Annotated in this window: 15 protein-coding genes; 5 read left to right on the top strand and 10 right to left on the bottom strand. The window is 64.6% G+C overall.

Annotation, left to right across the window (positions count from 1 at the left end):
* Positions 1-59: 59 nt before the first annotated feature.
* The 4 genes from CFB52_RS17015 to CFB52_RS17000 form a co-directional block, all read right to left on the bottom strand.
* Entirely contained in the window at positions 60-533 is a 474-nt protein-coding gene (locus CFB52_RS17015; protein WP_099317008.1) for a hypothetical protein, read from the bottom strand.
* Positions 533-1219, bottom strand: coding sequence for a hypothetical protein (locus CFB52_RS17010; protein WP_059576228.1), 687 nt, complete (start codon positions 1217-1219; stop codon positions 533-535). The genes CFB52_RS17015 and CFB52_RS17010 overlap by 1 nt, the downstream gene beginning before the upstream one ends.
* A 33-nt stretch (positions 1220-1252) precedes the next feature.
* Positions 1253-3508, bottom strand: coding sequence for a TcfC E-set like domain-containing protein (locus CFB52_RS17005; RefSeq protein WP_099317007.1), 2256 nt, complete (start codon positions 3506-3508; stop codon positions 1253-1255).
* 102 nt (positions 3509-3610) lie between these two features.
* Positions 3611-4153: a CS1 type fimbrial major subunit gene (locus tag CFB52_RS17000; protein WP_059576236.1), complete on the bottom strand. Its 543-nt coding sequence runs from the start codon at positions 4151-4153 to the stop codon at positions 3611-3613.
* A gap of 1345 nt (positions 4154-5498) precedes the next feature.
* On the opposite strand from CFB52_RS17000, the gene CFB52_RS16990 reads away from it, so the two are divergent.
* The 4 genes from CFB52_RS16990 to CFB52_RS34250 all read left to right on the top strand — a co-directional run bounded on the left by CFB52_RS16990 (position 5499) and on the right by CFB52_RS34250 (position 10931).
* Complete coding sequence (locus CFB52_RS16990; RefSeq protein WP_059576239.1) at positions 5499-6059, top strand: fimbrial protein; 561 nt, start codon at positions 5499-5501, stop codon at positions 6057-6059.
* 111 nt (positions 6060-6170) lie between these two features.
* A complete protein-coding gene (locus CFB52_RS16985) occupies positions 6171-6911 on the top strand; it encodes a molecular chaperone (protein WP_059576242.1) in 741 nt (246 codons plus the stop codon).
* 210 nt (positions 6912-7121) lie between these two features.
* Positions 7122-9725 carry a fimbria/pilus outer membrane usher protein gene (locus tag CFB52_RS16980; RefSeq protein ID WP_099317006.1) on the top strand — a complete coding sequence of 868 codons (2604 nt, stop codon included), beginning with the start codon at positions 7122-7124 and terminating at the stop codon, positions 9723-9725.
* A 129-nt stretch (positions 9726-9854) separates the two neighbouring features.
* Entirely contained in the window at positions 9855-10931 is a 1077-nt protein-coding gene (locus CFB52_RS34250; protein ID WP_124659218.1) for a fimbrial protein, read from the top strand.
* Positions 10932-10973: 42 nt separating this feature from the next.
* Here the strand turns inward: CFB52_RS34250 and CFB52_RS16970 are convergent, their stop codons facing one another.
* Entirely contained in the window at positions 10974-13991 is a 3018-nt protein-coding gene (locus tag CFB52_RS16970) for a hybrid sensor histidine kinase/response regulator (RefSeq protein WP_099317004.1), read from the bottom strand.
* 173 nt (positions 13992-14164) lie between these two features.
* Positions 14165-14833 (bottom strand): response regulator, encoded by a 669-nt coding sequence (locus tag CFB52_RS16965; RefSeq protein WP_059576254.1) that lies wholly within the window; start codon positions 14831-14833, stop codon positions 14165-14167.
* Between the two features lie 526 nt (positions 14834-15359).
* Between CFB52_RS16965 and surE the strand changes: the two genes are divergently transcribed.
* Positions 15360-16139 (top strand): 5'/3'-nucleotidase SurE, encoded by a 780-nt coding sequence (gene surE, locus CFB52_RS16960; RefSeq protein WP_099317003.1) that lies wholly within the window; start codon positions 15360-15362, stop codon positions 16137-16139.
* A 75-nt stretch (positions 16140-16214) separates the two neighbouring features.
* Here surE and CFB52_RS16955 read toward each other — a convergent pair whose 3' ends face one another.
* The 4 genes from CFB52_RS16955 to CFB52_RS16940 form a co-directional block, all read right to left on the bottom strand.
* Positions 16215-17042: an SDR family NAD(P)-dependent oxidoreductase gene (locus CFB52_RS16955; RefSeq protein ID WP_059576258.1), complete on the bottom strand. Its 828-nt coding sequence runs from the start codon at positions 17040-17042 to the stop codon at positions 16215-16217.
* Between the two features lie 112 nt (positions 17043-17154).
* Entirely contained in the window at positions 17155-17622 is a 468-nt protein-coding gene (locus tag CFB52_RS16950) for a cupin domain-containing protein (protein ID WP_059576260.1), read from the bottom strand.
* A gap of 183 nt (positions 17623-17805) precedes the next feature.
* Entirely contained in the window at positions 17806-19158 is a 1353-nt protein-coding gene (locus tag CFB52_RS16945; RefSeq protein WP_059576263.1) for a pyridoxal-dependent decarboxylase, read from the bottom strand.
* Positions 19159-19178: 20 nt separating this feature from the next.
* A complete protein-coding gene (locus CFB52_RS16940) occupies positions 19179-19478 on the bottom strand; it encodes a helix-turn-helix transcriptional regulator (RefSeq protein WP_059576266.1) in 300 nt (99 codons plus the stop codon).
* Positions 19479-19542: the final 64 nt, after the last annotated feature.

Here is a 19542-nt window from a genome sequence, read left to right as displayed (position 1 = left end):
CGATTGCTCACACCTTCAACGGCGCCGAAGGCGCAAGCCCATGCCGTCGCATGGACGATTCAGTGCTTCGCCGCCCCGTGCTGGTAGATCACCACGCCATAGCCGACATTGACGAATAACGGTGCCGGCGCACCGTCGCTCGACGATGCATCGACGAGAATCCGCTCGTTCGGCCTGAACGTGATCCGCCACACGTTCGTCTGCGACGGCACGGCCAGCACCTTCAACCCGATGCGATACTTCTGCCCGGGCGCCACCGCCAATCGACCAGGCGACACCAGCAGGGTCGGCTTCTCCACTTCCCCGACCGGCACCAGACGCTCCGGCGTATCGCCCGGATTGAGCAGCAGATGTTGTTCGACATCCAGATAGAGCGGCGTATCGCCGGCGTTCTCGACGTAGAGCTCGCCCGCCGGCTGGCCCGGCTCCAGTGTCAACTCCGCGCGCGACAGCTTCAGGACGCCGGCGGCCATGCTGCACGTGCACATGAGCGCCGCCAACGTCCCCAGCGCAATACGCGACGCACCGCCCATCACGAGCACTCCAGCGTGTGCGGTTTGTCGTCGACCGTGAGCGACATCCGCTTCGTCGCGAAGTGCTGCGGCGTGCCCGGAAAGACGGCAATGGTTTGAGCGGTGGGCGCCTGGTCGTATTTCACATCGGTGAAGACTTCCCGCACGTTGCCGGTGTTTTCGAGGGTGAGGCCGCCATCTTCGCAGCGATGCGTCCAGCCGCTACGTTGCTTGCCGGGGGGCGGCATATGCCGGACAAGCACGCCATACCCGACGGCTACCGACATCGGCGCGGTGATCCTGTCTTGCGGCGCGTCGTCGACCTTCAGCGATCTGACCGGCAAGATATAGAGCCGATACAGTTCCTCACTGGCCGGCTCCACGAGCGACTTGAGCACGATCGAGCGCGTCTGGTTCGGCCCGAGCGTCAGCTTGTCGGGGCTCGCGAGCATGCCGGGATGCGGCAGGTTGCCGATGTCCTCTTTCTGTTCGGGCGTCTTGCCCGGATTCAGCACCTTCTGGGCCGAAATCGTCAGATAGAGCGGCGCGTCGCCCATGTTCTTCACGGTGACGTGCTGATCGTGAGCGCTGAACACCTTGGTCGTGGCCGGCATCACCATCAGCTCGCCTTCGGCCTTGGCCGGTTGAGACGCCGCAATCAGCAGGCCACATAGAATCGGAAGCGTGGTTCGCAAGTTGTGGATCATGTCGTCAATTCCTGGATATGGTTGAATGCATCGTCATTGGCAACGGAAGTCGTTTCCGTTGGCGTCTTTCAGGCTGCACGTGTAGCGATGCCCGTTCTGGTCGAGCGTGATCTGCGACAGCATCTCCTTGCTGACGATCGAGAACAAACCGTTCGGGTGCACCTTGTCGCCGGTTTCAAGCAACTTCCCGCTCAGCGGGTTGCCGTTCATATCCTTCAGGAAACCGCTGTACACCATGTTGATGTCGACCTTCGCCTTCGCCGCATAAACCTGGCCCGGGTGAGCCCGAACGATGTTTGCCGGCACTTCGACGTTCATGTCGATCGTTTCGCTATTGCTGATCACGCGTGCGAACGGCACGTCGGCGTAAGCGTTGAGCGGCACCGCATACGTGCTGTTGCCCGCAACCGGGCTGCCCTCGACGTTGAAGCCGTACTTCATGCCCGGGATATTCGGCGTCTTCAACAACATCGCGCTGCCGCTCGAGCTGTAGCGCCCGAACGCCACGCCTTGCTTGCTGGCCGCGACCATCCCGCGATAGTTGAAGTCGACGTTGCTGCCCGAGCTGCTTTGCCCGAGGTTCAGCGACGCGTCGCCGCGCGTGCCGGAGCGCGTGCCGTAGACGTTCACGCCGTAGTCGGTGCCGATCCGGCTCGCCGACAGGCCGACGGACGTCGTGCCGAAACTGTCCTGGAAATCCTTGCGAACGTCGCCGCTGAGCTGGGTCTGCCCGCGCGCATGCGCGGCGCTGAAGCTGCCCTGCACCTTGTCCAGCACCATGGTCATGTTGAAATACACGCCATAGCCGCCGCTGCCCTGATAGCTGCCCTTCTGGACGCCCAGCGCGAACGTGCCCCACAGACCGTTCGGCCGGTAGTTCCAGCGCGCCTCGGCCTGCTGCGACTCGCTGAATTTCGAGCGCTGATAGTTGTAGCTGAACGTCACCCCGCGGAAGAGGCGGCTGTAGGACACACCCGTGCTCGGCTGACCGAAGTAGAAGCGCGACACGTTCGTGTTCTGATAGCGGCTGACCATCAGGCTGCCGAGCGCCTCGCTCGCCACCGACAGGTTGACGTAGCCGCCCGTGCTGCGTTCCCCGCTCAACAGGCCCAGCGTGGGCGTGACGTCGACCCCGCCCAGCCGCGTTGGCCGCGTGACGTTGACTTCGGCCGCCCATTTGCCGCTCTGGCCGGCCAGCATCGATCCGTTGAGATAGAACTGCTTGAAGTTCCGGCTCATCGCGACTTCGAGCAGATAGCCGCCGGTACCCATCTCCTTGCCGGCCGTCACGTGCCATGCGTTGCCGCTGCTCGCGCCGAAATTGAGGTTGTTGACCTCGCGGGTTTCCCGGTTGACCACGTTACCGTTGCGGTCGACGAGCCGGATCTCGACCGAGTAGTAGCCACCCGGCAAATCGGCAAAGCTGATCTCGTTGCGGCCGAGCACGGCCGGCCGCTTCAGGATCAACCGGCCATTCCGGTAGAACTCGTAGTTGCCTTCGGCCGACGAATAGAGGATCAGCGAGCCGGTGTTGGTGTCGACCCGCAGATGGGTCTGACTGCCGACGGTCACGAACTGGTCGAAGCTCGGCGTCAGCAGCGTGCTGACCGATCCGGCCTCGTAGTCGATATTGTTCTGCTTACCTGCCCGCAAGTACGTGCGGGAAAAGTTCTTCTGCAGGTAGTACGACGACAGCCCCTGCTGGCCGCCGCTGTAATTGCGCGTTTCGGAGCGGTTCGCGTACCAGCTCATGTAGCCGAAGCTCTGGAACGGAAGCCCGACGTACGTGTTGCCGCTCACGTTGACGGCACGGTACCCGTCGGACGACGCGCGCAAGTCGACCGCCTGGTTGTTGACCAGCCCGAAACCGGTTTCCGGCGCGATGTAGTCATCGCGCGAATCGCGGATCGAGATCGACCGCTTCAGCTTGTCGACCGTGACGTAGTACCCGGCGATCTCGACGTCGCACCCCTTGCTGCAACGCTTGTAGTCGAGCTTCGAGATGACTTCCCGGATGGTGTCGACGTCGGCGGGCAAGATGCCGTTCGCCGCATACTTGGCCGCATCGAACTGGAGCGACGTGTTGGCTGACGAATAACTGATGAACCCCGGCAGCGTGCGCCCGTTGAACGTCCCGACATAATTCGCGCTATCGTCGAGTTCGACCGCACTGAACCCTTCAGGCACCCCATACGTGACCTTCAGTTCTGCGAATGAGTGCGACGAAACAAAAAGAAACGCACCCAGCCACAGCTTGTTGAAACGGAAAGGAGCTTGATAGGCGATCACGCTGATTTCTTCTCTTCTATGGAGGACTGGGATTTGGACGAGCGGCCATGTGAACTCGACAGGAAGCGAGCCCCGATCGAATCGGGGCTCCAGGTGGAACGATTACGGAGCGGCGGCTGCGACCGGCTCGAACACCATCACGAGATCGCCGCTGTAGCTGCCGTTGGTGCTGTTCGTACCGATCATGTCCGGCGCTTCGACGTCGATCTTCAGGTTGTGGACTTCGTCGTAACCATCGAGCGTCTTTGCCACTTGCGTGATCTTCTGGGTCGAGCCGAACGCGACCGCCTTGTCGCCACCGTTGCTCGACAGCGTCACTTGCGCGTTCTTCATCTCGTACCTGCCGCTCGACATCTTCAGCTCTTGCGCGAGCGACACGTTGAAGTCGGGGTTCTTCGTCCAGATGCGGATCGGCAGCGTCTTCGTGAATTGCTTCTGCTTGTAGTCCGTGGCATTCAGTTCTTCCGTGCCGTACCAGGTCGAGCCGTCCGGCTTCGACACGAACATGGCGTCGTTGATCTGCGCCGTCAGCGTGATCTTCTTCGAAACGGAGTCGAGCTTTGCCGTTTGCGCCTGTGCCGTTTGCGCCATGCCGAACAGTGCAGCGCCCATACCCAGTGCCAGCGCAATTTTGTTGAGTTTCATCGAATGATCTCTATGTAAAGAATTGATTTCGGAGCGAATTTCGATTAGCTAACCGATCGAAACCCGACGCGTGGAAGAATGAATTCCACTGTTGATATTTTATGAATGTTGCCAAAGTCGATAAACTGGACGATTTCGAATTTGCACGGCAAATCAGATAGGACAAGTACGAAAAATATAGATTCGTGGCTTTAAATCGTTGATTGTCAGGACGATTTGACAATGTTCCGAGCGAGATGATTAAAGTTTTGGTCGAGCGAATCGCACGCACGTCGTCGCCGTACGTTGCATCGAATGACAAAATCCGGAAGTTGGCAGCGAATGGTGGACGATCCGCGACGCGGCTTGTGGCGCCGGACGCGGCGTTCCCGAAAGGCGGACCGTGACGCACCGGGCGAGCGCGTCAGCACGAAATCACGTGTGGGCGCGTAGGGACTGAGGTGCCGGTGCCATGCGGGAGGCCTGCATCGAGCGTGCGGCGCGTCGGCGCCACGACGGGCGGTGGGAAACGCGACTGCGCGGAGCTTGCCACGGGGCCGGCGAACGCCCGAAATGATTTACACGATGCGCCAACCCGTGGGGGGGCATGACGAAGTATGGCCGGTCGTTCAAGCGATAGATGTCAAGGCGTAAGCACCATAACCCGACATGAATGCATCAGGTCACCGCGGAATCGCGGGCATTCGATCATGCTCGCCGGTACGTCGTCAGATACGAGCGGACGCCGCGCCATATCCGGTTCGGTCTGCTGCTCGTGGCCCTGCCCGGCGTAGCCGGCTTCTCCGCCGCGGGCATGTGCGTCCACGCCCGATGTCTTGCTCGCTTCGCCGATCGGCCGAGCATGCTTCGTGACGGCCGTGCCGGGTGCTCCATGACGATCGCCAACAATCGGTTCAGGCGCCACCTGGCCCCGCTTGTAACGCCTGCCGACGGCAACAATCACGGATGACTGTCACGGCGGGCGGGAAAACCGTCCGCATCCTGATAACCGTCTTCGACCCCGCCTCATAACCGGTGTCCTGGCCGCAAACCGTGACTGAACCGTTGTTGAAGCAGGCAACGGAGCCAACGCATCCGTTCTCGCGCCGAATCGATTGGCCAGCCCCACGCGCAGGATTTAACAATTTACAAGACTTTCCTAAAAATCTACACCGCCTTTTACATATTTAGTACTTGTACTAGTTATTTTCCCGTCAATTTGGATGCCGTCCCATTCACCATTCCTTCCCATATCTGGAAAATCCGTCTTGAAATGCACATGCCGACATTCATCGCGCACCCGCTCCGCAGCGGCTCTCGCGTTCGCATTTCACCCTCATATCAATCACCGTTTGGAACTAGATTAATGAAAATCACGAAAAGCACTCATGCTCTTTCCTTGATCCTGGCTGCCGCCGGTCTGGCTGCCGCTTCGGCCGCGCATGCATCCGACGGCACGATCACGTTCACGGGCAGCGTCATTGCCTCGACCTGCAAGGTGACGAACGGCTCGGCCAACACTATTGCCGTGACGCTGCCGAAGATCGGCGCGAACACGCTCGGCGAGGCGGGCAAGACGGCGGGCCGCACGCCGTTCTCCGTGGTGCTGGAAGGCTGCACCTCCGGCGGCGCGAACCCGACGAAGGTCGGCGTCGTGTTCGAATCCGGCTCGAACGTCAACCAGTCGACCGGCCGCCTGACGCTCGACGGCGGCACGGATGCCGCAAAGAACGTCGAAATCAACGTGCTCAACGACAAGCAAACGCCGATCAAGATCGGCGCGATGGGCGATCAAGGCGGTCAGCTCGTTGACATCGCGGCAGACGGCAAGGCAACGCTGAACTACTTCGCCGAGTACTACGCAACGGCCGCGGCCACCGCCGGCCAGGCCAACTCGAAGGTTCAGTACTCGCTGACCTACCAGTAATCGATCGCAACGGAATCCGAGGAGCTTTTCAAAAAAGACTTCCGGCCGGGCCTTTCCGGCTCCTCGGCATTCCGCCTGATAAGAACTACTACATATTTACCGGAGTTGACCATGCTGTCCGCAAAATATTTTTCGACGTTCGCGCTGTTTTCCGCCCTCGTCACGTCCCACGCCTGCGCCGACGTGGTGATTTCCGGGACGCGCGTGGTCTTTCCGGGCAACGACCGCGAGGTCACGGTCAAGCTCACGAACGAAGGCAAGGCACCCGTGCTCGTGCAGGCATGGCTCGACAAGGGCGACCCGAACGCGTCTCCCGACAATATCGACGTCCCGTTCACGCTGACGCCCGCGATGTTCCGGATGGAACCCGGCAAAGGGCAGACGCTGCGCATGATCTATACGCGCGAACCGCTTCCGGCCGACAAGGAATCGCTGTTCTGGCTCAACGTGCTCGAGATCCCGCCCAAAGCGGCGCCCGGAAACGACCGCAACCAGCTTCAGATCGCGTTCCGCTCGCGCATCAAGGTGATGTTCCGCCCGGAAGGCCTGACCGGCAACGCCAGCGCCGCGCCGAAGCAACTGAACTGGAGCCTCGTCAAGGCTGGCGAAGGGTATGCGCTGCAGGCCAGCAATCCGACGCCCTACGTCGTCAATCTGGGCAGCGTGTCGCTGAAGGCCGCCGGCCATCAATACGACGCGGGGATGGGATACGTGCTGCCCGGCGGCACGCAACAGTTCCCGGTCAACCAACTCGGCGCGCTGCCGTCGAGCGGCGCGACGGCCTCGTTCGGCAGTATCGACGACTGGGGTTCGTCGTCGGACAACGAGCGCCCCGTTTCGATAGCGCACTGACGCGATACCCAGCCGCGCCGCGCGCTGCGGGTTCGACATCCGCAATCGCAACGCGCACCGCCGCTTCACATCTTCGTCGGAGGCCAGGCCTCGCGAACAACACCGATTTTTCTATTTGCAACGAACGCCGAGCGATGCCGCGAAACACGCAGCCCGTAACGGGCTTTGCGCGTGGCGCCGTGCACCCGATCACGACAGGAGCAGCTGGGAATGACTTCGAATCGACATGTGCGCACGAACGTGCCCGGCATGCCGCACCTCAAGCCCATCTACGTGCTGGTTCTGTCCTGCATCGGCGCGTGGTCGCAAAACGCGCGTGCGGAAACGCCCCCGCCGTCTCCGCCCGCGCCGATCCAGGTCGCGCAGACGGAGTTCGCGCAGGTCGAATTCGATCCCGGCTTCCTGAGCAACGGCAACGGAAGGCAAGTCGACCTGTCGCGCTATGCGCGCGGCAACGTCGCGCTGCCCGGCGAATATAGCGTCGACCTCTACGTCGGCGCCGACTGGATCGGCCGGTACGACGTCCCATTCAAGGCCGCGCCCGGCACGCCGGACGCGCAGCCTTGCTTCGACGAAAAGATGCTGAAGCGCATCGGCGTCGATTTCCGCAAACTGTCGCCCGAGCTCGTCGCGCAACTCGCCGTCGCAGGCGAATGCCGCCGCATCGGTCAAGTCATTCCGGAAGCGAGCGCCGCGTTCGATTTCAGCGAGCAGACGCTGACACTGAGCATCCCGCAAGCGTCGCTCGCGCACCAGGCGCGCGGCTACGTGAGCCCCGACCAGTGGAGCTCGGGCGTGCCGGTCGCGATGCTCGGCTACAACTTCAACCTCTACGGCTCGAAGAACCGCGGCAACTCGACGCAGACGCAAGGCTATCTCGGCCTGAACGGCGGCGTGAACATCGGCAACTGGCACTTCCGCCACGACGGCTCGTATAGCTGGTCGTCGCAAGGGAGCAGCCAGTACGACGACATTTCCACCTACGCTCAGCGCGACCTCCCGTCGCTGTCGTCGCAACTCGTGATCGGCGAAACCTATACGTCCGGCGACCTGTTCGATTCCACGCAGTTCCGCGGCGTGCGACTGTCGTCGGACGATCGCATGCTGCCCGATTCGCTGCGCGGGTACGCGCCGGTGGTGCGCGGTATCGCCAACACCAACGCGAAGGTCACGATTCGCCAGAACGGCGTGACGCTGTACGAGACGACCGTCGCGCCCGGTGCGTTCGAGATCAACGATCTCTATCCGACCGGCTATGGCGGCGACCTGCAGGTGTCCGTCACCGAAGCCGACGGCTCCGTGCATACGTTCTCGGTACCGTACGCGGCCGTTCCGATGTCGCTGCGGCCCGGCATCAGCCGTTACAGCTTTTCCGTCGGCTCGTTGCGCAATCCGCAGGGCAGCAGCCATCCGTTGTTCGCGCAGGCCACGTACCAGCGCGGCCTGACGAACCTCATCACGGGCTATGGCGGCGTGACGGCCGCGACCGGCTATGTGTCCGCGATGGTCGGCGCCGCGCTCAATACGTCGATCGGCGCGTTCGGTGCGGACATCACGCATGCGACCACATCGATCCCGGGCGTGAAGCGCTTCAACGGCTCGAGCATGCGGGTCAGCTATTCGAAGTCGATCGCGCAGACGAATACCGATATCGCGATCGCGGCGTACCGCTACTCGACGAGCGGCTACTTCGGCCTGAACGACGCGATGCGCACACGCGACACCGTGCGCGAAGGCGGGCTTGTCGACTCGATCTGGCGTCAGCGCAATCGCGCGTCGCTGACCCTCAGTCAGCGCCTCGGCGACAAGGGCGGCCAGCTCGGCGTCACCGCGTCGGCCTCCGACTACTGGAATCGCCAGGGCTCCGACACCAGCTATTCGGTCAGCTACAACAACGCGTACCGCAATATTTCGTACAACCTGTCGGCCGCGCGGCAGCGCAGCCAGGGCGGCGAAATGAGCACGCTGTATTACGTCAGCGTCACGATTCCGCTCGGCCGATCGCGGCCCACGACGGTGTCGGGCAGCGTCACGCACGATACCCGCGGCCGTACGCAGGTTCAGACGACGCTGTCGGATTCGCTCGGCGTCGACAATGCGCTGTCGTACAGCGTCAACGTGAACCACGCGTCCGATACCGGCAGTTCGAGCACCGACGGCGGCGGCAGCGCCACCTACCGTGCACGCTTCGCCGAACTCAGCGCGAGCGCCAGCGCGAGCGGCGATTATCAGCAGGGGTCGATCGGCATCCGCGGCGCGGCGGTCGCGCATGGCGGCGGCATCACGCTGTCGCAGCCGCTGTCCGAAACGTTCGGGATCGTCGAGGCGCCGGGCGCTGCCGGCGCGCGCATCACGAATGCGTCGGGCGTGCGCGTCGACGGTCGCGGTTATGCGATCGTGCCGTATCTGACGCCCTACAACCTGAATACCGTCGAGCTCGACCCGAAGGGCATCTCGATGGATGTCGAGCTGAAGGAGACGAGCCAGCAGGTCGCGCCGCGAGCCGGCGCCGTGCCGCTGCTGAAGTTCGCGACCGATATGGGGCGCGCGGCGGTCATCAAGGCGCGGCAGGCGAACGGCGCACCGCTGCCGTTCGGCGCGACCGTGTACGACCGATCGGGCAAGGAACTCGGCGTCGTCGGGCAGGCAAGCAAGATCTTTGCGCGCGGGCTCGACCCCCACGGCGAACTCACCGTCAAGTGGGCCGACGATGCGAATTCGTCGTGCCGCATCTCGTACGACCTTCCGGTTCGACAGGGCAAGCACGGTTCGAACGGATATAGCCAGATCGCCGGCGTCTGCGCTAAACCCTGACCGGCGTGGTGTGGCCGCGCGTGGTCCGGCGCGGCTGATCGCCCGCGAGCATGCCGTGCACGACATGAACCACGACCCATTCATTTACGAAGCAAGCGTACGCCTTGCTTCTTTTCAAAGGAGCAACGGGTGAAACCATCCACGAAACCTCGCTTATCCGCTTCGCGCGGTTGGAATGTCCTACTGTCGCTTCTTGCATTGGGATGTGCACCGTTCATCCTGTCGGACGCCGCTCGCGCATGTTCGTTTCCCGGCGATGCGCCTCCACCATTGTCTCCGACGCTCCAGACGAGCATTACGAGCAACCGGGACGCGAAAAATCCCGGCACGCTCGTGAATTCGGGCGCACTCAGTGAACAGCAAAGAACCACCTACTTCATAGGCCCGGACTGCGACGGCAAACAGTATAGAGTCCGGTCACCGGGAAAACTGGTTCCCGGCATCACCTTTTCCTATGGCGGAAAATCGCACCCGGTATATGAAACCGGCATTCCCGGAATCGGCTACGCACTCATGGCAGCGGTACAGAACGGCGCCAGCCCGCTATCGCCGTGGTCCCCCGTTACTTCGGACTGGACACAGATTCCGGTGTACCCCTCCAGCTCGGACCTCTACGCTCGCGTTGCGCTTGTATTCAGCGGAGCACTCGTTTCGGGCTCCTATTCCATCCCCTATACCAAAATCGGGGATGTTTACCTGGACCAGGGCTCTGGAGGTCGTGCTTCCGCGATTTATATGAACGCGCTCAGGATCAACATCACCGCCACCAGCTGCTCACTGACGTCGGCCACGCAGAGCAGCGTCGCGCTACCGGAGCTGTTTGCCCCCAGGCTGGCTTCGGTGGGCGACGTGTCCACCGAATCCGGCACCACATCGCTCATAGTCAATTGCAAGCAATCGACCGGCGTCTACGTGACGTTGACCGATGTCGTCACGCCAACGAACACCGGAAACGTTCTCAGTCTCGCTCCCGAGGCGACGGCAACGGGTATCGGCATCCAGCTCTTCAAGGAGGGAAGTTCGACGCCGCTCGGTTTCGGCCCCGATTCCTCATTGAAAGGCAACACCAATCAGTGGCTCGCAGGCAGAGTGACGGGAAGCGGCACCCTGACCATTCCGATCGTCGCGAAATACGTGAAGACCGCACCTAAAATCACACCGGGGCAAGTCAATGCGCGGGCGTCCTTTACGCTTTCGTATCAATAGAGCCGAAGCGGATCGGGACAACCGGCCGTGCGCCGCCATCGGTCAGTTCGAGGTACGCGGGGCTCGCGTTTCGGCGCCGGACAACCGCTCCAGCGCGGCCGCGATCGTCGCGCGGCAGGCCGGCCATGCCGGCGCGAGCCCTTCCACGCCTTCATCCATCGCGATACGTTCCGCGCGGGCGCATGCGTCCCGTGTCCGCGTGTCGCCGGCCAGCGCGAAACCGCCTCGCAGCGAGTGCAATTCGGTCTTCAGCGTGCCGATATCGCCGCTCGCCAGCGCCGCGTCGATTGCCGCGAGCGAGCGAAGCGTCGCCTCGCACAGTTTCAGCCGGATCTCGTCGGTCATCGCCGGCTGCTTGCCGTGATCACCATGCTCCACGGCGGGCGAGCCGGAAGCCGCATGCCGCCTCAGCGCGGCATCGAGCGCCGACATCGACAGCGGCTTGAGTACGACTTCCGCGGCACCCACCCGTGCGCAGCGTCGGTAGTCTTCCTCCGTCGCATGCGCGGTCATCGCGATCACGGGCACCGTTGCCCCCTGTTCCCGCAGGAAATTCGTCAGCGCGTAGCCGTCGAGCTCCGGCATGCCCAGATCGGTCAACACGACATCGAACGGATGCTCGAAGAACGCCCGCATCGCCTCCACGCCGTTGCTGACGATTATCGCGTCGTACCCCAGCGCATCGAGCTGGTCGCGCAGCAACGCGCGGCTCGCGGGATGGTCCTCGGCAACCAGCACCCGCAACGGCGCGCGGGGTTGGTCATCCGGTTCCGGCCTTGCGTCGGCCGCCACGTCCTGCTCGAACGTATCCGCACGCCATCCGGCCGGGGCGGCCGGCAGCGGCAGTGTCGCGGTGAACGTCGTGCCTTCGTCGACGCGGCTGCCGACGGTCAGTTCGCCGTGCATCAGCGTGGCGATATGGCGGCATAGCGGCAGCCCGAGGCCGGTGCCGCCAAAGCGGCGATAGGTCGATGCATCGGCCTGGATGTAGACGTCGAACAAAGCCGGCATGCGGTCGGCGGGTATGCCGATGCCGGTGTCCGCGACGCGTATTTCGAGGCCGCGCCTGTCGGCGCCGATGCGCGCCGGCCCTGCCGAGAGCGTCACGCTGCCGCGTTCGGTGAACTTGATCGCGTTGCTGACGAGGTTCGACACGAGTTGCCGCAGGCGGGTCGGGTCGCCGACATAACCATCAGCCAACTCCGCCGACACGGCGCACTCGAGCGCCAGTCCCTTTGCATCGGCGAGCGGACGGAAAAACGCCGCGATGTCGAGCAGCAGACGACGGGGGTCGAACGGCATGACTTCCAGCGTCATCTGATTCGATTCCGCCTTCGACAGGTCGAGCACGTCGTTGATCACGCGCAGCAGCGCATCGGACGACGACACGATCGTGCCGAGCCGGCGCCGCAGCGGCGGCGCCATCTGCGCGTGCGCCATCAACTCCAGGTTGCCGATGATCGCGTTCAGCGGCGTGCGGATCTCGTGGCTCATCGTCGCGAGGAACGTCGACTTCGCCTTGTTCGCGAGTTCGGCGGCTTCGCGCGCCTCGCGCAGCTTTTCCTCCGCCTGCTTGCGCACCGTGATGTCGAGCAGCGTGCACAGCAGCACGTCGATGCCGCGGTACTTGGTGCGCGCGATGTGCGCGTCGAAATAGACGATGCCGGCCCCCGCGCGCTCGACGCCCAGCTCTCGCGTCACGCGCTTGCGCGCGTTGCCGGCCGGGGCGCCGTCCCGGTACGCGCGCCACAGCAGTGTGCCGAGCGGCTCGCCCGTCACCTCCCGCTCGTACGCGATCATCGCTTCGTTGCGCATGATCGCTTCGCCATCGGCAAAGGACAACAGCACGAGCCCGGCCGGCGCGGTCCGGATCAGCGTACGGTTGAGCGCCTCGCTTTCGATCAGGCGAATTGCACGGCGATTCGCCGGACGCAGCGCGCGCCGGTCGAAAGACACGATGGCGCCCCACAGCAGCCCAATGGCGAACACGGCGGCCCCGAGCGTCACGCCGAGGGCGGCGGCAATGTCGTACAGAACGCCGCGCCACGAGAGCGTCGCCATCAGCACCGCATCCGATTCCCGTATCTGGCTGCCGATGACGAAGTGCGTGCCGACACGACGAACGACCGTTTGCGTGCGGCGCGCGTCGGCGAGCGCAAGGGCGGCTGTCACATCATCGGGTTGACGGCCGACCAGCAGATTGCCGCCGACGTCGACGAGCGCGTAGTCCGCGCCGATGCTCGACGGACGCACGATCTCGTCCATCTGCGGCCGGCTGTTGGTGATGAACCAGGCGACCGGCTTGCCGTTCGCGCCGCGCACCGGTTGCACCAGCCGCAACACGGCGCGCCCGAGCACCGGGTCGAATCGACGGTCAAGCGTGATCGCGTTCGGCGCGGAAGCCGCCGGGGCGGACGCGCCGTCGTTCAGCGGCCGCAGTTGCCGAATGAGTGCCCGCACGTCGAAACCGGCCGGCCACGAGAGCGCTCGCTTGACCACCGGATACCCCATCGCGACAAGATAATCGCCGTTCGAATCGATCAGATAGGACGCGAATACCGAAATCGCCGGTTTCGGCGGCAGCACGCCGGTCGTCTCGACCTGCCCGAGAAAGTTTTCGAGATAGGGCAGGCGCGTATTCGCCGGATCGGCTGACGGGACATCGACGAAGGCCGCGACCGCCACCGGCCCGATCCGGCCGACCAGGGTTTGTTTACCGCGCTTGCCGTCGAACAGCCCGGGCGAGCCCGGCGCAATGACGGGGCCGTGCGCCCAACGCTGCTCCATGTTGTCGACATAGCGATTCTGCAGCGCCTTCATCACCTCCAGCTCGGCAAAGAACTCCGCCTTGCGCTCGGTGAAGTCAACGCGGGCGCGCTCGAGGGATTCCTTCACATCGAGCAGCACGACGAGCGCCGCACACACCAGAATGAACACCGAGATCGCGGCGCCGCTTGCATACAGCAGGAACTGCTGCTGTCGCCTCACGCGAGCCGGTTCGAATGACTTGCGACCCGTCGGCGTGGCGGACGAAAGAAGTCTTTTCAGTTTTGCAGGCATGTCCTGTCGATCTCGTCACACGCGGCCGCGGATGCCGCATCGTTCACCGACTTCCACGCGTCGGCGCCCCGAAAACAGCGTTGTCGCGCGGCGCGCACCGCCGACACGCACATGCATCGTTTCAGCGGCACTGGCCCGCAGCGGAGTCGGAGCACAGCCGGCCCGCGGGCGCGTCACGTCCGCGACGCCTCGTCGTCGGGCGCGCCGTCGAGATCCTGCTCGCCGTTGTAGCGGATCAGATCCGCGTCGCGAACGATACCGAGTTTCTTCATCGCGCTCGACTTTTGGGAACTGACGGTCTGCTTGCTCCGATGAAGCTGCGTGGCGATCTCGCCCACCGTGTAGCCCGCACCGAACAATCGCACCACCTCGATTTCGCGCGTGGTCAATGCGCGCGCGGTGGGCTCGGGTTTGGCGTCGTGCAGGAGTTGCTTGATGTATGGCGACGTGTAGCTCGCACCGACGTACGCGGCATGCACGGCGCCGATCAGGTGCGAGATCGCATCGGACTTGCTGAGAATGCAGCTCACGCCCCGCTTGTGGATCGCGCGCAGCACGCTCGGATTGTCGATCATCGTGATCGTCACGATGCGCAGCGCCGGATAGCGCCGCTGCAGGAACGACAGCAGCACGAGCCCGTCGCCGTACTTGCCGCCCGGCATCACATAGTCGAGCACGAGCACGTCGCTCTGCTGCACGTCGAGCGCTGCAACCAGGTCCGTCGAATTCGAAACGGTGCCCACGAGCCCGATCGTGCTGTTGCCTTGCAGCGCCTGCGACATGCCCAGCGCGGACGCGGGATGATCGTCGGCTACCATCACGCGCACAAAAAATTCTTCCATGTTCCTGTTTCCGCCGAGGCTTTCGGTGATGCGCCGCTTCCCCGCCGCGATGGGAAGCATGCTCCCACCATCGTGTTGCAGGCCGTACTCGGCATACCGGGCAATAGCGGCTCAATTTTAGAATAATTTCCGGTTCGTCCGGAAATCGGCGTGCGGCCGAGCAGCGGACGGTACGCGCACTGCGCCGGCAGTGCACAGGATATGGCCGCACGTCCCCGTCGTGCGGATTTTTCGAAGTTATCGATGACTCGCCGCTTTTTACACGATACCGGAGCCGGCCACGCGCCCGCGAGGCATGGTCGCCACGCTACGTGGCGCGCTGTGGACAGCTCGGCTCGCCGGGCAGTTGCGAATTGCCAGGATGTCGGTGAGGCACCGCATAACGGCATTACCTGAAGGCGAATCGCTGAAATTCTGGCAACATGACTCGAGAAACCGATCCCCGGTCGACACCGGGAGTCATATCAGCCGTGGCTTGCGCCACGCCGCCCTTCGCCTCTCATTGCCCTTCGCGAGGATCGTCCCGATGCAAGAAACCCGCCCGCCGTTCGATCGTGTCCTGCTCACCAACGACGACGGATTCGACGCTCCCGGCCTTGAAATACTCGAACAGGTCGCCACGCAACTCGCCCGCGAAGTGTGGATCGTCGCGCCCGCCGAAGACCAGAGCGGCACGTCGCATTCGCTGAGCCTGCACGAACCGCTGCGCGTGCATCGCAAGGGCGAACGCCGCTTCGCGGTGCGCGGCACCCCCGGCGACTGCGTCGCGATCGCGGTCAGCCACCTGATGAAGGGCGCGCGGCCGGACGTCGTGCTGTCGGGCGTGAATCGCGGCGCGAACCTCGGCACCGAAACGGTGTTTTCCGGCACGGTCGGCGCCGCGATGACGAGCATGCTGGTCGGCGTGCCGGCCATCGCGCTGAGCCAGGCGTTCACGGATCGCAACGCGGTGCCGTGGGGAACCGCGCTCGCGCACGCGCCGGACGTCATTCGTCGGCTCGCCGCCGCCGGCTGGGACAGCGATGCGTGCCTCAACGTCAATTTCCCGCCGCGGCCGGCCGACGACGTGCGCGGCCTGAAGGTGACGAACCAGGGCGCCGGCACGCTGCAGGGCGTCGAAATCGTGTCAGGACGCGATCCGCGCGAGATCGACTATCACTGGCTGAAGCTCGCGCGTGCGCCGCGCGATGACGATGCGGATTCGGAAACGGTCGCGCTCGGCGAAGGGTATATCGCGGTCACGCCGCTGAAGTTCGAACGCACGCACGATCAGGCGCTCGCGCGGCTGCGGTCGAACCTCGGCTGATCGATCCCCCTGCGAACGAACCCGGCGGTTGCGTACACGATGCGCGCACCGCCGCCGGTTCTCCGCGTCACCCCGTCACGTCAGGTTCAATCCGCCATCGAGCATCACGATCTCGCCCGTCACGTAATCGGACGCGACGAGCATCGCGACCGTCTGCGCGATATCGTCCGGCGTCGCCGCGCGACGCATCGGCGCGCGCTCGCGCCACAGCTGCTGCGCTTGCGTCCAGTCGGCGGTCAGCGGCGTATCGACGAGCCCCGGCGCGACCGCATTGACGCGAATCGCCGGCGCAAGCGTGCGCGCGAGCAGCCGCGTCGTGTGATTGAGCGCGGCCTTCGCGGCCGCATACGGAATCGACGCGCCCTTCGGCCGCACGCCCGCATGCGAACTGACGTTCACGACGCATCCGGCACGCCCGTGCGACGCCGCGTCGCGCAGCGCGGCCTCCGCTTCGGCGACGAGCCGGAACGGCGCGATCACGTTGATCTCGTGCATTTCGCGCCACACGTCGGGCGTGGCCGCCGCGAGGTCGTCGTGCGCAATCACGCGGCTGACGCCCGCGTTGTTGACGAGCACGTCGAGCCGCCCGTGCACGGCGAGTGCGTCGCGGATCAATCTCACGCGCTCGGCGTCGTCGGCGAGATCGGCCTGCACATAGGCGCCGCCGAGTTCGTGCGCCATCGCACGCCCGGCGTCGGCCGAGGTGCGCGAATGCAGGATCACCGCGTAGCCGTCGGCCGCGAGGCGCCGCGCGACGGCCGCCCCGATCCCCGACGTCGAGCCGGTCACGAGCGCGACCGGCCGATGCACGCGCGACGCGCGCGGCTCGCCGGCGGCTTCGGTTTCGGTTTCAGGAGCCGTTTCGGAAATCGGGGCAGACATCGGCGGGAGCGGCGCGTCCATGGCGTGGAACCTTTCAATGGCGTTCCCGCATCATAAGCGCGACAGGGTCGCGAGAAGCGAATTCATCCTGATTGGCCGAACGGCCGCTCCGGCGACGACGTTCAATCCGCCGTCACGGCGCCTTCGGCAGCTCGACATACTCCTCGAGCTGGCCGGCGATATACAGCCGCTTGCCGATACGCGGGTATTCGCACACGTCGTGTTCGAGCCGCTGCCCGCCAACGAGCAGCTCCAGCGGCGCCTCGCCGGTGTTCTGCACCGTATGCGCGTCGCCGCCGCGCGGAAAACCCAAAAAATCGCCGGGCCCGATTTCGCTGGCGTGCCCGCCGATCGTCACCGTGCCGGTGCCGGACAGCACGTACACGAATTCCTCTTCGTACAGATGGCGGTGATATTCGGCCGATTCGTGACCGGGCATCAGCGTGAGCAGATGAACGCCGAATTGCGTCAGGCCGGTCAGGTCGCCGAGTTGCCGCTTCAGACGAACGGCATTGGGATTGAGCGAATGCACCTCGCGCGTCGGTTCCATCTTCGCGATATCGGCGGCCTTCAGCAGTTCCCGGGGAAAGGAAGTCGACATGGGGATCTCGCAAGCGTGAATGCTTCGGTTGAACGCGCGGTGCCGGCGCGGCCCGCGCGATGACTATTGTCCGACATTTTCACGCCTGCGGATGTGTCGCGCGCCCCGCATGCCGCGCGGCACTTCATCGAACGCCAGAAAGTTGCGTACGCAACCGTTACGACGTCGGACGACGCGTGACGCTCAACCCGCGTGCACGCCGCGCAACCTCGTCAGCAATGCGACGAGCCGATCGATGTGCGCATCCTCCGTGCGCCACGACGACACGCTGATCCGGAACGCCGGCCGCCCCTGCCATACGGTCGCGCCGAACCACACGTCGCCCGACGCCTGCGCGGCTTCGAGAATCGCCGCCGTTTCCTCGTCGGTGCCGGCGCGCACGAGCACCTGGTTCAGCACGACGCGATTGATCACGTCGTAGCCGGCCGCACGCAGGCCATCCGCGACGCGCGCCGCCTGCGCGCAATGCCGCTCGACCATCGTCGCGACGCCCGCGCGGCCGAGCGAGCGCAGCGCGGCCCACACGGGAATGCCGCGCGCACGCCGCGAGAATTCGAGGTTCAGATTCTTCTGCGCATCCTGCGCGCCGCTCAGGTACACGGCGTCGCTGTTCATCGCGGTGGCGAGCGCGGCCGCGTCGCGGCAGATCACCATCGCGCCGTCGTACGGCGTGTTGAGCCACTTGTGACCATCGGTCGTCCAGCTGTCCGCGCCGTCGACGCCGTCCGTCAATGCGCGTTTCGACGAGGCCCGCGCCCACAGGCCGAACGCGCCGTCCACGTGGACCCACGCGCCGGCCGCCTTCGCGGGCGGAATCAGCGCCGCGAACGGATCGAATTCGCCGGTGTTCACTTCGCCGGCCTGCACGCAGAAGATCGTCATGTCGTCGAGCGGCGGCAACTGCGCCGGGTCGATCCGGCCGTGCGTATCGACCGGCGCGACGACGATGCGCTTCATCCCGAAGCCGAGCACGCGCAGCGCCTTCTTCACCGTGATGTGCGCGAGCGCGGAGATCACGACTTTCACCTCGGGGGCGCCGATCAGGCCATCTTCGTCGATATCCCAGCCCTGGCGCGCGAGCAGCGCGCGCCGCGCGGCCACCAGCGCGACGAGCGTGCAGGCCGTCGCGCTCGTGCCGAAACCGACCGCGCTGCCTTCGGGCAACCCGAGCGCCTCGACGACCCAGCGCGCGGCCTGGCGCTCGAGCGTCGCGGCCACCGGCGAATTCGCGTACGACGACGCGCACTGGTCCCACGCGAGCATCAGCCGCTCGGCCGCCGCCGCGGCCGGCAGCGTCGCGCCGATCACGAAGCCGAAGTAGTTCGGGCCATTCGATGCGACCGTCGCGGGCGTGCCGCGCTCGTCGAGCAGGCGCAGCACGTCGTCGGCCGGGCGGCCCGTATCGGGCAGCGGCTCGTCGAACGCCGCAAGGCCGGCGAGCGCCCCCGCATCGGGAAACGCGCGCCGTTCGTTCGTCGCGGCCAGATACGCGTGCGCGCGCCGGTCGGCATCGGCCAGCAGTGCAAGTTCGTCCATGTCGGTTGCCTCGGTCGGAGTCAGAGTTGCGAGAGATCGCGGCCGAGCTGCCGCAGCGCGCCGTCGATCCGCTTGTAGTACGTGAACTTGCCGACGCGGGTCGCCTGCACGAGCCCGGCATCCGCGAGGATGCGCATGTGGCGCGTGGTCGTGGCCGGCGCGATGCCCAGTTTCTCGGTGATGTACGTGCAGCACACGCCGAGCGCGTCGACATCGCCGTGCGGCTGCGGCGGGAAATGCTTGCGCGGCTGCTTGAGCCAGCGCATCACGGCCAGACGGCTTTCGTTGGCCAGGGCGCTGAGGCGGGTGACGTCGTCCATGGGGTTCGGCTTCGTTTGTCGTTTTGAATATTAGCTAAATGACGAAATGTGGGCAATGAATCCG

Origin of the sequence: Burkholderia sp. AU18528 (genome assembly GCF_002223215.2) — a bacterium.
GTDB lineage: Bacteria > Pseudomonadota > Gammaproteobacteria > Burkholderiales > Burkholderiaceae > Burkholderia > Burkholderia semiarida.
The sequence above is the reverse complement of the archived record's forward strand: the minus strand, read 5'-3'. Positions and strand labels throughout refer to the sequence as shown.

Bases quoted from the DNA above. Each gene is read 5' to 3' on its own strand.
- CFB52_RS17015 (WP_099317008.1), bottom strand. From the start codon at position 533: ATGGGCGGTGCGTCGCGTATTGCGCTGGGGACGTTGGCGGCGCTCATG.
- CFB52_RS17010 (WP_059576228.1), bottom strand. From the start codon at position 1,219: ATGATCCACAACTTGCGAACCACGCTTCCGATTCTATGTGGCCTGCTG.
- CFB52_RS17000 (WP_059576236.1), bottom strand. From the start codon at position 4,153: ATGAAACTCAACAAAATTGCGCTGGCACTGGGTATGGGCGCTGCACTG.
- CFB52_RS16990 (WP_059576239.1), top strand. From the start codon at position 5,499: ATGAAAATCACGAAAAGCACTCATGCTCTTTCCTTGATCCTGGCTGCC.
- CFB52_RS16985 (WP_059576242.1), top strand. From the start codon at position 6,171: ATGCTGTCCGCAAAATATTTTTCGACGTTCGCGCTGTTTTCCGCCCTC.
- CFB52_RS16980 (WP_099317006.1), top strand. From the start codon at position 7,122: ATGACTTCGAATCGACATGTGCGCACGAACGTGCCCGGCATGCCGCAC.
- CFB52_RS16970 (WP_099317004.1), bottom strand. From the start codon at position 13,991: ATGCCTGCAAAACTGAAAAGACTTCTTTCGTCCGCCACGCCGACGGGT.
- CFB52_RS16965 (WP_059576254.1), bottom strand. From the start codon at position 14,833: ATGGAAGAATTTTTTGTGCGCGTGATGGTAGCCGACGATCATCCCGCG.
- surE (WP_099317003.1), top strand. From the start codon at position 15,360: ATGCAAGAAACCCGCCCGCCGTTCGATCGTGTCCTGCTCACCAACGAC.
- CFB52_RS16955 (WP_059576258.1), bottom strand. From the start codon at position 17,042: ATGGACGCGCCGCTCCCGCCGATGTCTGCCCCGATTTCCGAAACGGCT.
- CFB52_RS16950 (WP_059576260.1), bottom strand. From the start codon at position 17,622: ATGTCGACTTCCTTTCCCCGGGAACTGCTGAAGGCCGCCGATATCGCG.
- CFB52_RS16945 (WP_059576263.1), bottom strand. From the start codon at position 19,158: ATGGACGAACTTGCACTGCTGGCCGATGCCGACCGGCGCGCGCACGCG.
- CFB52_RS16940 (WP_059576266.1), bottom strand. From the start codon at position 19,478: ATGGACGACGTCACCCGCCTCAGCGCCCTGGCCAACGAAAGCCGTCTG.